The organism is Chitinophaga sp. 180180018-3, from assembly GCF_037893185.1.
Taxonomy (GTDB): Bacteria; Bacteroidota; Bacteroidia; order Chitinophagales; family Chitinophagaceae; genus Chitinophaga.
Window position 1 is genome coordinate 4,458,542 of sequence record NZ_CP140772.1, and the last position, 12,634, is coordinate 4,471,175.

Here is a 12,634-nt window from a genome sequence, read left to right on the forward strand (position 1 = left end):
TCGCCTTTTATTCTTAATTCTATATTCTTATTTCTTAATTCTCTACAGGTTGCTTACCATGGTTCTCCAGTAAGCAGCACTTTCTTTTACTTCAGGTACATTGTAATCCCAGTGATATTCATATTCTGCAGAAAACAGTCCTTTGAATTTCTGATCCTTCAGTGCTTCCATTACTTTAGGCATCTGGGAAACACCGTTACCCCATACTACATCGTGTGCCTCAGGAGATTTCTCATTCAAATCTTTGAAGTGCAGGCTTACAATATGACCATTCAGCTTCTTGATGCACTCTACCGGATCCAGACCGGAACGCACCCAGTGGCCGATATCAGCGCAGGCACCCATCAGTTTACTTCTGCCTTTTATGGCTTCCAGTACTTTCTCAGGGCTCCAGTACGGACTTGGTTTCGGGTGATCATGAATCGCCAGTTTGATCTGGTACTGATCGCACAGGGATGATACCAGGTCCAGGTCTTCTGCCTTAGGCTCGGAAGTAATGCTCTGGATACCCATCCTGTTCGCAAAATCAAACAGCATACGCCATTCTGCAGCAGAAGCAGGTACTACTACGCCAAAAGCTATCAACACCTTATGTTTCTTCTTAAACAGGGCTTTTACCTGCTCCTGCTTGTCGGGCGACATATGATAATCAAATTTGCCCTCTATACCTCCGCCAATCACCTGCCCGGGAAAAGCCTCTACATACTGGATACCGCAGCTGTCCATCTTATCCAATGCTTCCGCTAACGTAAAATGATTGAACGTCCATGCCTGCGCACCCAGTTTCCAACCCAGCGCATCTGCCCGGCTTTGTCCGGAGGCAGATCCTGCAAATAATGCCACCGCCAGTCCGCCTGCCAGCATCAATGCATTTCTCAGTTTTTTCATATAGATTTTTTTTTGATGATTGAAAGTAGTTGCTTTCAACTTAAAATGCAAGTTTTAAGTGTAAAAATTACAGCAAGCCCCACCGCTGAAGGAGGGCATATGTACTTTGTAACCGAAAAGTGGTAAATTTAATGACAGAAGAAGTGTTATGAGAGGAATTCAATTTACCAGGTTTAATCCGGACGACAACAAGAAAACACCCTTCCAGCAGTTACTGGACATTTTTACCCAACTCCTTACTTATACCAGCGGCGACATAACGGAAGCCCTGCAATGGCTGACCGAACTGGATAAGGAATACCAGCTTACCAACGATGAGTACGGAATCGGTGATTTTATCGAGGACCTGAAAAATAAAGGGTATATCCGTGAAAATGAAGAAACGGGCGCTATAGAAATAACTTCCAAAGCAGAACAGGCCATCCGCAAAAACGCGCTGGAAGAAATCTTCGGTAAACTTAAAAAATCGACCAGCGGTAATCACAATATCCGCAAATCCGGCATGGGCGATGAACTCAATGCGGAAACCCGGCCATTCGAGTTCGGCGATGGCGTAGATCAGCTGGATGTTACCGCTTCTATCCGGAACGCCCAGATCAATCACGGAATCGACAGTTTCTCCATTCAGCAGGACGATCTGGAGGTAAAGGAAACCGACTTTAAAACGCAGACCTCTACCGCCCTGATGATCGATATCTCCCACTCCATGATACTTTACGGGGAAGACCGCATCACCCCCGCTAAAAAAGTAGCTATGGCCCTGGCAGAGCTGATCACCACACGCTATCCGAAAGATACACTCGATATCATCGTATTCGGTAACGATGCCTGGCAGATAGAGATCAAAGATTTGCCCTATCTCCAGGTAGGACCATTCCATACCAACACCGTTGCCGGCCTGGAACTGGCCATGGATCTGCTCCGCCGCAGGCGCAATCCAAATAAACAGATCTTCATGATCACCGACGGAAAACCTACCTGCCTGAAAATAGGATCGCAGTACTATAAGAACAGCTTCGGCCTCGACAGGAAAATACTCAACCGTACCCTGAACCTGGCCGCTCAATGCAAAAAGCTCAAAATCCCGATCACTACTTTCATGGTAGCTACCGATCCCTGGCTCCAGCAATTTGTACAGGAATTCACGGAAACCAATAGCGGGAAGGCATTCTTTTCAGGAACCGATAAACTGGGCCAGTTCCTGTTCCGCGACTTCGAAAGCGGAAAAAGGAAATTCTATTAGCCGCAAAAGTTACGGTTTATAACAACAGGGGAAACCACAGCAGGAACCACTCATGTTTTATTCCTGCCAGTCTTTTCCTGATTTTTCATTTGTAATTTTTTTCTATGAGCATCAGCATTAAAACATTAGGCGAGTTAAAAAAAAGTGGCTATAAACCAGTTTCCGTTAAGGAAGAAATCAGACGCAACCTGATAAAAAATCTGCAAACCAAAGAAGATTCATTCCCCGGCATCATCGGCTATGAAGATACGGTCATCCCCGATACAGAAAGGGCGCTGCTTTCAAGGCACAACATCCTTTTCCTGGGATTACGCGGACAGGCGAAAACCCGCATGGCCCGCCAGATGACAACACTGCTGGATGAATACATCCCCGTAGTGGAAGGCTCCGAAGTAAACGACGATCCTTTCCATCCGCTCTCCCGCTACGCACGGGATCTGATTGCCGAAAAAGGCGACCGGACTCCCATCGCCTGGCTGCACCGCAGTGAAAGGTATGGCGAAAAACTCGCTACGCCCGACGTGTCCGTAGCCGATCTCGTAGGCGACATCGATCCTATCAAAGCCGCCAACCTGAAACTCAGCTTCGCCGATGAACGGGTGATCCACTTCGGAATCATTCCCCGCTCCAACCGCGGCATCTTCGTTATCAATGAACTGCCCGACCTCCAGGCCCGTATCCAGGTGTCGCTCTTCAATATCCTCCAGGAAGGTGATATTCAGATCAGAGGCTTCAAAGTAAGAATGCCACTGGATATATTGTTCGTGTTCACGGCTAACCCGGAAGACTATACGAATCGTGGCTCCATTGTGACGCCGCTGAAAGACAGGATCGAAAGCCAGATCATCACGCACTACCCGAAAACAATAGAGAACTCCCTGCTCATCACCGAACAGGAAGCCGATATACACCACGATCAGGTGTCGAAAGTAGTGATCTCCGATATGGTGAAACGCCTGATAGAACAGGTTTCCTTCGAAGCGCGTAACAGCGAATATGTCGATAAAAAAAGCGGTGTATCCGCCCGCCTCACTATTGCTGCATACGAAAATGCGGTCAGTGCCGGCGAACGCCGTGCCATCATCAACGGCGAAAAAGAAACACAGGTACGCATTGCCGACCTCCAGGCCATCATTCCGGCTATCACCGGTAAAATAGAACTGGTGTATGAAGGAGAACAGGAAGGCCCCTTGCAGGTAGCCCACAACCTCCTCGATAAATCCATCCGTACCCTGTTTGCCACCTATTTCCCGAACCCGGATTCTTTCAAGAAAAAGAAACAGGCCGGTCCGGCTGAAAACCCATACCGGAGCGTAATTCAATGGTTCGATCAGGGAAATGCGGTACAGCTGCTTCAGGATATCAGCGACAAACAATATGAAACTACGCTCAGCAAAGTAACCGGACTGAAAGAACTGGTCAAGGCACGCTTTCCGAAGGCAGGCAATAAGGAAGCATTGCTGCTGATGGAATTTGTACTGCACGGACTCTCCTCTTACTCTCTGATCAGCAAAAAAGTAGTGGAAAATGAAACCCGCTTCAGCGACCTGCTGGGCACGATGATGAATTTCAGTCTTGGTGGAGATGGAGAAGAACCCGAAGAGGAAGAATAAATCTGTTTTTTTCCCTATTTTGTAGTTATAAGTGTCAATTCCACAATTCCACAAACGTTTTATTACATGAACAATTCCCGTAGAAAATTTATCAGGTCGGCATCTACCATCATGGCAGGGGCCGGCCTGGTTTCCGCGTTGCCATCTTCCCTGAAAGCATTATCGCTCAACCCTGTAGCACCCAGCGACCGCCTCAATGTGGCTGCTATCGGTATTAACGGCATGGGATGGTCCGATCTTACCGCCATGCTCAAAAACCCGGCTGCTCAGTGTGTAGCCCTCTGCGATGTAGACCAGAATGTGCTCGACAAACGAGTGGGCGAACTCGCTGCCAAAGGCATTAAGGTAAAAGCCTATGGCGATTACCGTAAGCTGTTGGAAGATAAAAACATCGACGCCGTTGTCATTGGTACGCCGGATCACTGGCACTGTCTGCAAATGACGGATGCCTGCGCAGCCGGCAAAGATGTATACGTGGAGAAGCCGATGGGCAACTCCATTATCGAATGCCGCGCCATGGTGGCCGCGCAGCAACGGTACAAACGCGCGGTGCAGGTAGGGCAATGGCAACGCAGCCAGCAGCATTTCAGGGATGCCATTGAATTTGTTCACTCCGGCAAACTCGGAAAAATACGCCTGGTAAAGGTTTGGGCTTATATGGGCTGGATGAAATCCATCCCCGTGCAGCCCGATGGTACGCCCCCGCCAGGAGTGGATTATCAGTCGTGGCTAGGCCCGGCCACTACCCGCCCCTTCAACCCCAACCGCTTTCACTTCAACTTCCGCTGGTACTGGGATTATGCAGGCGGCCTCATGACCGACTGGGGTGTACATCTGCTCGATTACGCGCTGCTCGGCATGCAATCCGGCGCTCCTAAATCCATCATGGCAGCCGGCGGTAAATTCGCCTATCCGGACGATGCCGCAGAAACACCTGATACGCTTACCACTGTCTACGAATTCGACGGCTATAACATCCAATGGGAACAGGCTACCGGCATCGATGACGGCCCCTATGGCCGCACCCATGGCATTGCCTTTATCGGCAACAATGGTACGCTGGTACTCGACCGTGGCGGATGGGAAGTGATCCCGGAAAAAGACAAGATGGAAGCAGTAGCACACCAGCCTTCAGTAGATAATGGCCTCGATCTGCACACGACTAACTTCGTGGAAGTAGTGAAATCCCGGCAATTCAACGACCTGCATGCTCCTGTACAGGTAGGCGCGCTTGTGGCCACCACGGCCCAGATGGGCAATATTGCCTATCGCACCGGCAAAAAAATATACTGGGATGCTACTGCCGCTAAATTCACCGACAAACGAGCCAACCGATTACTCGCGGCATCCTATCACAACGGATACAAACTGCCAGCTATTCACTATTAACATCTCCCAAAACAATACAACATGCGTACACTACTCTTTTCCGCCTGTACGCTGCTGGCATTTTCAGCAGCTGCCCAGAATAAAACTCAGATGAAACCGGAAGAAACGGAAGTCTGGGAACCGGTGCCCAAGGTCATCACTCCCGGTACGGAAACCCTCTCGGCTCCTTCCGATGCCACCATCCTGTTCGACGGTAAAAATCTCGATAACTGGGAATCAGATAAAGGAGGCCCCGCTAAATGGGACGTAAAAAACGGCATGATGACGGTAGTTAAGGGAACAGGTGTCATTAAAACCAAACAGCAATTCGAAGATTTCCAGCTGCATATCGAATGGCGTACGCCGGAAGAAGTAAAGGGGGAGAGCCAGGGCCGCGGCAACAGCGGTATTTTCATGCAGGAATACTACGAGCTGCAGGTACTCGACAATTACAACAACCGCACCTACTCGAATGGCCAGGCAGGTAGTTTCTATAAACAAAAGATTCCGCTGGTGAATGCCTGCAAAAAACCGGGTGAATGGCAAACATACGATGTCATATGGACAGCGCCCCGCTTTAACGAAGATGGTTCCCTGAAGTCGCCGGCACGTGCTACCGTCCTGCAAAATGGTGTGCTGGTACAAAACAATGTGGAGCTCGAAGGGCAGACACAGTATATCGGCAAACCCTTTTATGTAAAACACGGACCGAAATCCATTGCCCTGCAGGATCACGGCAATCCTGTCAGCTACAGAAACATCTGGATACGGACGCTGTAGTGTTTAGTCTTTAGTGTTTAGTCTTTAGTTAATCTCATCGGTTAACTAAAGACTAAACACTAAAGGCTAAAAGCTTAGCGACAAATACACCGCATCACTGATGGGGTTGTCGTAATAAGCAGCTATTGGCTGGAATCCTAATGATGTATACAAATCTATAGCAGGCCGCATACGCGCCAGCGTATCCAGGATGATACGTTTGTATCCGAGCCGGCGGCTCTCTTCTATGGCGGCACTGGCAAGGGCTTTACCAACCCCGGCGCCTTTGAACGCTTCTCTTACAAAAAGACGTTTCATTTCCGCTGTTGTGTTATCAAACGAACGTACTGCCACGCCACCCGCCAGTTGCCCGTCGACCAACGCGATGAACAATGCACCGGTAGGTGTGGCATAAGCGCCTGGCAGCTGGGCCAGTTCCTCATCAAATTGCTGAAAACTGAGATCTTCATCTAACCAGTTGGCATATTCGCGGAAAAGCAGTTTCACCTGTGCAAGGCGTTCCCTATCTTCGGCGGTTACTTTTATTACTTCTGTCATAACCCTCCATTTTGTTGTATATAAAACGCAAAAAGCCTTCCGCAAGCAGAAGGCTTTTACCTGGAAAATGTTGGCAGCAGTTTATCGCTGGAAAAATTGCCGCCGCATATCTTATTATCAGTTACATGTTCCGTTTGATGTAGTAATAGTAAAATATTCAATACTCACCTTCTGTAAATCCTTCCTGCCTCTTGCGGGGTATGCAATATAAGGTTTTGAAGTGATATAAACATCAGAATAAGTGTATTTCTTTTCAACACTTTATAAATAATATTTCAAGCTAAAAATTCAACATAAAATATTATAAATCAATATAAAAAGAAATAAATACATCTATAATATTAAATAAAAAGAAACATTATACGCTCTACTCCACCGGCATTACAATGATAAATACCCTTATACCACCGCGATTATCGACAGATCAGATAAATGAGCCTTTTTTTGCCGGCTTACTTTCGGAGATTATTTTGTCTGGCTGCAAAAATTAAATATATATATAAAACACTCTCATACTAAATATCCCGTTTGAGAGAATAGCATCTGACCAGGCATCTGCCGAATCCCTGGTACTTATCTTTCCGCTAATAGTGCCATCAATTGTACTCTTGTCATATTTGGTAATAACAACTGTCAGGTCTGGCTGAGCACCGGTTATAGACACGCCGTTACGCACATACAAAAATTCTTTTGTATCTACTTTATAGGGGGTGTTTAACAATAAACTGTCAGTATCTATTTTAACAGCTATTCCATCCCGGTCATCCAATGATTTTGCATAGATCCGATAAACAAACTTCTTGGTTTTAGCATCTTTCATCTTCAGGGTCTCAACAGGTGTCTTCTGATAGGCATTATAAAAATTAAACTCCTTCCCTGATAAATTATAACTCATCGTGCCAGTATACACGATGAGGCTGTCTTTGTCTTTTTTGCAGGCAAATATTAATGAGGAAAATACCACAATTAATAAAAGATAAATTTTCATACAGGCGTCTGTTTTATGGTTTTACAAATCACCGGCCAGGCCCCTTTTCATCATATAACATATATGACAAGGAACCCTCCAGGTAACAGGGGGTTATAGTTGGTATACAATAAATTTCGACCTCTTATTCAGCTGGTGGGAAAATTTTTAGTTCGCATTATATAAATTTACCCAATCTTAAGGCCATTAAGATACTATTTTATGGAAGAATATTGAAAAAAATAATTTACGGCCAGAGCCTTTCAGGAGTTGCTGCATTATATATTCGGGTACTGTAACGAAAATACGGGCTGTTCCGGCTACTTAACATACAGCCAACAGGCTACATTTCCATGTTCATTGGCTATAATGAAAAAAGCCGCAATAGATGCGGCTTTAGAAAAAAAAAAGAAGAGGTTCCGAGCGGATTCGAACCGCTGTACGAGGTTTTGCAGACCTCTGCCTAGCCACTCGGCCACGGAACCATCTATTCAATAATGTCCGCCCTAATGCCCCACTGGCGTACATCTCATCGTTTTGTGGGATTGCAAAAGTAGCAAATTTATGATTACCACCAAATATTATTTAAAAAATATCTAAAAAATATTTTGATAATAAGGCAGAACGAAGGAATATTGGGCAGGAAATTGGATTTGTTGATTTGTGAAATATAAAAATTAGCATCATGGATACACGTATCGCTGAATCAGAATTGATTATTAATAATCGTGGCGCCGTTTATCACCTCGACGTAAGACCGGAGGAACTGGCACACACTATTATCACCGTTGGCGACCCGGATCGTGTTGGCGCCGTTAGTAAGCACTTTGATAAAATTGAAGGAAAATATCAGCACCGGGAATTCGTTACCCATACCGGATATATCGGAAATAAACGCTTATCTGTAGTTTCTACCGGCATTGGTACCGATAACATCGATATCGTTTTTAACGAACTGGACGCATTGGTGAACATCGATTTCGACACCCGCCAGGTAAAACCCGATCTCACTACCCTGCAGATCATACGCCTCGGCACTTCGGGCGCTTTACAGGAAAGCATTCCGGTCGACGGATTCGTAGTATCATCCCATGGTCTAGGCCTCGATAACCTGATGAATTACTACGCCTTCGAAAATACACCAGCTGAAAAACAACTACTGCAGGCATTCCGCGGCCAGGTGCCGCTCCGCCCCGGAGGCGCCAATCCATGCATTTTTGAAGCTTCCTCCAAACTGCACGATCATTTCAGGGATGGTTTTCATACAGGCATCACCGTTACCTGCCCCGGCTTCTACGCCCCTCAGGGTCGTAAACTCCGCGGACCGCTCGCCAACCCGAACCTGATCGACGACCTCACCCGCTTCAATTATGAAACGCATCGCATCACCAACTTCGAAATGGAAACATCCGCTATCTACGGTATGGGCAGGGTACTCAACCACGAAGCCCTCTCCATCAGTGTGATCGTTGCTAACCGTATCCGGAAAGAGTTCAGTAAAGACGGCGGCGCTGCCGTAGCTGCCCTCATCGAAAAGGGACTCGGCATCATTGCTGCATTGTAAGACATTCAATATATTTTCTATCTTTGTTACATGAACAATATCCACTTCTATAAATACCAGGGAACCGGGAATGACTTCGTTATCCTCGATAACCGGAACGGGCAATACGACTGGCTTACAGACGAACATGTGAACGAATTGTGCGACCGCCGTTTTGGCATCGGCGCCGATGGTTTGATGCTGCTGAATAAGAGTGAAGACTACGACTTCGCCATGAAATACTACAACGCCGATGGCCGCGAAAGCTCTATGTGCGGCAACGGCGGCAGATGTCTCTCCGCTTTTGCACATAAAATGGGCGTGGGCGATGGTAACCTGTATTTCATTGCTGTAGATGGTGAACATGAAGCCACCATGGACGGCGATCACTGGGTGAACCTGAAAATGCAGAACGTGGACGATGTAGAACATGGTCCGCTCTATTACTACCTCAATACCGGCTCCCCACACTTCGTGAAGTACGTGGACGATGTGCAGGCGGTAGACGTTTTCTCCGAAGGCCGCACTATCCGTTACAACGACCGCTTTGCAGCCGAAGGTACTAACGTAAACTTCGTACAGCCGTTCGAGTCAGGGATCTTCGTACGTACGTACGAGAGAGGCGTGGAAGATGAAACCTATTCCTGCGGCACCGGCGTTACCGCTGCTGCCATCACCTTCGCCGGCAAGGAAGACAGGGAATACATCGTACCTGTGCAAACCCTGGGTGGCCAGCTGGAAGTGAGATTCACCAAAACCGGCGAACGTACTTTTGAAAATATCTGGTTGTGCGGTCCTGCTACGCTTGTGTTTGAAGGAAATATCACCATGAAATAATCATTGACTTAATGCACTGCCTTTTTCCTGTGTAATGATGACTGCTGTTTTGGGCCGTTCCCGTCAACGCCATTACTACCAGCAGCACACCCGGAAAGACTGCACTTATCAATATCATAACAGGACAGCATGAACTATCACTTAATGGTCGACGACAAGTTTATAAATGATTTTATTACGGAGGCAGAAAGAGCCGCACCCGGTAATAACATTTATATAATTGATACCTGGAAAAACAAATCAAAATTTGTTAAGTCAGACCAGGTAACCTTTGCGCCATTCTATACGTCAGCGTTCAAAACTATCCTGAAAAATATTACTGCGAACGACAAGGTATTTATTCACTGGGCTTCTGAACAAGCCATTCAGGCCGCCCTGTCACTGCCGCAGGAGGTTCCCGTAGGCCTGTTCTTCTGGGGCGGTGATGTGGTTGAAATCCCCTTCTCGCGTTTTAAAAGAACCGTCTACGGCCCGCTGAGCCTCAAATATTTTGAGAAAAACGAAGAGCGCCCGCAGGTTAAATGGAATCCGATGCGGCCTAAACGGCTGCTTACCACTTTCGCTCAACGCTACCTGGGCTATACAGCGCCTGAGAAGAAGATCGCCCGCAGCCGCGATATTTTCTACGGGCGACTAAACTTTTTTCTCACCTGGGGCTATATTGATTATGAATGGCTGCTGAAACATTATAAGACACCGGCGGAGTTCCGGTATTTCTACTATAATTTTAATCCTAAACCCGGACCGGAAGAACTGCAGATAATGGCTGAACGTTCCAAAGTACCTTTCACCACCATTCTGCTGGGTAATTCCGATACCTCTACCAATAACCACCTCGAAGCACTGCAGGCTTTATCTGTTTATAAAGATGAGCCCATACGCCTGCTGATACCGCTAAACTATGGCAACGTACCATATGCCGATCTTGTGGAAAAGGAAGCCATCCGGATATTTGGTAAGGATAAGGTAATCGCCCTCAGAAGCTTCATGGAACGAAGCGAATATTACAAATTGCTTGGAAGTGTTGATGTAGCCGTCATGTACCATTACCGGGTACAGGCTACGGGAAATACGCTCGCCCTCCTGTACCGCGGAAAAAAAGTATATGTACACAACAAAAGTACCACCTACGAATTCCTGAAAAGCCATAATATTACAGCATTCGATTCGGCAGAAATCGAAACAACCAGTTTCCGGGATTTCATCACACCGCTGAAGGAAGAAACCATCCGGCATAATATAACGGTAATGGATACACTGTTTGATCAGGAGAAAAAAATGAAAGTACTTTCAGAACTTCTGGGTAAACCATGACATGATGGAGGCTACCGAAGGCCACGCTTACGCTCTTAGCTTTTCTTCCTGATGTACTTATTAATAGCCTCTGACACCGTACTGTTGATATCTCCGGATACCCGCAGGGCCAGTATCAATCCACCGAAAATAATAGCGAATACCGTCCCCTTCACCGCTATATCCACCAACGGATGTACATGCAACGGTATCCACGCGCAGGCGAAATAAGCCACCAATGCCACACCGATCGCTTTAATACTGTTAACAGTAAATGGTTGCAGTCCGAATTTCCTCCAGATAAATAAAAACCGGATCAGGTTAAACACAAATACAGAAATCAACTCGGCATATCCGGATCCGGTAAGGCCATATTGTTCTATGAGATAATAATTCAGCGGCAACGACAACGCCAGGAACACAAGCGAGCTATACAAATCAAACCGCCACAACCGGGAAGTACTCAGCAACTGGCTGTTCAGCCCCGTGCCCATATCCACCACCCTGGCAACTCCCAGCGCAATCACTACATATTTACCTGCGCTGTAGCTGGGCGGCAGCAACGCAAAAATGCTGTCTATATTTATCACTACTGCCAGAAAAATAAATAGGGAATAGATCAGCTGCAACAGAGAAGACTTGGTATACACATCTTCTATCTTATCCATATCCTTGTTCTTCCACGCCTGGGCCAGCACCGGCAACCCGATGGCAGAAATACTGCGCTGTGGTACCAGGATCAGTTGCGAAATGTAATTGGCAATGGTATGATAAGCTACGTTATTCAGCCCCTTGGAATGCGATAGTATCAAAGGTGCCACATTTTTGGCCAGCAGTGTCAGCAAAGTAGCCCCCAGCAAGGAAAGGGAGTAGGTAAATATCTTCCCCGACAACCGCCTGGTAACATTACTCACTTTGAAAGTAAAATGCAGGAAACGATGCCGCCACAGGTATACCAACAAGGCCAGCAACAACATACCATACAACAGGGAAAACAACCACAGGAATGCATCGATATCGATCCACTTAAAATAATATATCACTACCAGCACCGTTGTCAGCAATCGCAGTACCAGCTCTTTCAGGAAATTCGGGAATACCGTCAGATGCCGCGAACCACTGTAGCTCTCAAAAATTCCGAACAATGAAAACAACAATACATTCGGATAAACAAGGAAAAAATAAGAAACGAATAAACGCGAATTCTCTGAAAACTCCCGTATGATCCAGCTCCGGCAAAAGAACGTGGCCAGCACAAACAGGCTGAAACCTATCAACGTGGCCAGCACCGACCATGTTAACATATCATTATCTTTATCCTTCAAATGGCTGGAGTAGTAAGGAAAAAAACGGCTGATAGTAGGCACGGCACTGATGGTACAAACGGGCACCAGAATCACCGCGATATCCTGTAACAGGCGGGTCAGCGCAAACTCATTGTCAGAGAAAATATGAGGAAACAGGAACAGCGTATTGATACCTCCTATCGCAAATCCGATATATATAAGCACGGCTGACCTGATGCTCTGATGTTTAATAACGCCCATTTATATATAGAAAATTTA

General features: G+C 46.6%; 11 protein-coding genes and 1 tRNA gene. 7 read left to right on the forward strand and 5 right to left on the reverse strand.

The features are described from left to right. Window positions 1-42: 42 nt before the first annotated feature. Window positions 43-888 carry a sugar phosphate isomerase/epimerase gene (locus UNH61_RS17385; protein WP_326993246.1) on the reverse strand — a complete coding sequence of 282 codons (846 nt, stop codon included), beginning with the start codon at window positions 886-888 and terminating at the stop codon, window positions 43-45. A gap of 148 nt (window positions 889-1,036) precedes the next feature. Here UNH61_RS17385 and UNH61_RS17390 point away from each other — a divergent pair, with 148 nt between their 5' ends. From UNH61_RS17390 to UNH61_RS17405, 4 genes are all read left to right on the forward strand, one after another. Continuing rightward, window positions 1,037-2,131 carry a VWA domain-containing protein gene (locus tag UNH61_RS17390; RefSeq protein ID WP_326993247.1) on the forward strand — a complete coding sequence of 365 codons (1,095 nt, stop codon included), beginning with the start codon at window positions 1,037-1,039 and terminating at the stop codon, window positions 2,129-2,131. Between the two features lie 104 nt (window positions 2,132-2,235). After that, entirely contained in the window at window positions 2,236-3,744 is a 1,509-nt protein-coding gene (locus tag UNH61_RS17395; RefSeq protein ID WP_326993248.1) for a sigma 54-interacting transcriptional regulator, read from the forward strand. A gap of 66 nt (window positions 3,745-3,810) precedes the next feature. Further along, on the forward strand, window positions 3,811-5,133 hold the full coding sequence (locus UNH61_RS17400) for a Gfo/Idh/MocA family oxidoreductase (protein ID WP_326993249.1): 1,323 nt from the start codon (window positions 3,811-3,813) through the stop codon (window positions 5,131-5,133). 21 nt (window positions 5,134-5,154) lie between these two features. After that, window positions 5,155-5,892 carry a DUF1080 domain-containing protein gene (locus UNH61_RS17405; RefSeq protein WP_326993250.1) on the forward strand — a complete coding sequence of 246 codons (738 nt, stop codon included), beginning with the start codon at window positions 5,155-5,157 and terminating at the stop codon, window positions 5,890-5,892. 66 nt (window positions 5,893-5,958) lie between these two features. Here UNH61_RS17405 and UNH61_RS17410 read toward each other — a convergent pair whose 3' ends face one another. The 3 genes from UNH61_RS17410 to UNH61_RS17420 form a co-directional block, all read right to left on the reverse strand. Further along, window positions 5,959-6,429 (reverse strand): GNAT family N-acetyltransferase, encoded by a 471-nt coding sequence (locus tag UNH61_RS17410; protein ID WP_326993251.1) that lies wholly within the window; start codon window positions 6,427-6,429, stop codon window positions 5,959-5,961. A gap of 487 nt (window positions 6,430-6,916) precedes the next feature. Beyond that, on the reverse strand, window positions 6,917-7,417 hold the full coding sequence (locus tag UNH61_RS17415; RefSeq protein WP_326993252.1) for a hypothetical protein: 501 nt from the start codon (window positions 7,415-7,417) through the stop codon (window positions 6,917-6,919). 393 nt (window positions 7,418-7,810) lie between these two features. Further along, window positions 7,811-7,881 (reverse strand) — tRNA-Cys (locus tag UNH61_RS17420). A gap of 200 nt (window positions 7,882-8,081) precedes the next feature. Here UNH61_RS17420 and UNH61_RS17425 point away from each other — a divergent pair. From UNH61_RS17425 to UNH61_RS17435, 3 genes are all read left to right on the forward strand, one after another. After that, window positions 8,082-8,960 carry a nucleoside phosphorylase gene (locus UNH61_RS17425; RefSeq protein ID WP_326993253.1) on the forward strand — a complete coding sequence of 293 codons (879 nt, stop codon included), beginning with the start codon at window positions 8,082-8,084 and terminating at the stop codon, window positions 8,958-8,960. Window positions 8,961-8,990: 30 nt separating this feature from the next. Continuing rightward, window positions 8,991-9,776 (forward strand): diaminopimelate epimerase, encoded by a 786-nt coding sequence (dapF, locus tag UNH61_RS17430; RefSeq protein ID WP_326993254.1) that lies wholly within the window; start codon window positions 8,991-8,993, stop codon window positions 9,774-9,776. Between the two features lie 129 nt (window positions 9,777-9,905). Beyond that, on the forward strand, window positions 9,906-11,090 hold the full coding sequence (locus UNH61_RS17435; protein WP_326993255.1) for a TDP-N-acetylfucosamine:lipid II N-acetylfucosaminyltransferase: 1,185 nt from the start codon (window positions 9,906-9,908) through the stop codon (window positions 11,088-11,090). Between the two features lie 35 nt (window positions 11,091-11,125). Here UNH61_RS17435 and UNH61_RS17440 read toward each other — a convergent pair whose 3' ends face one another. Further along, window positions 11,126-12,616: a polysaccharide biosynthesis C-terminal domain-containing protein gene (locus UNH61_RS17440; protein ID WP_326993256.1), complete on the reverse strand. Its 1,491-nt coding sequence runs from the start codon at window positions 12,614-12,616 to the stop codon at window positions 11,126-11,128. Window positions 12,617-12,634 lie beyond the last annotated feature (18 nt).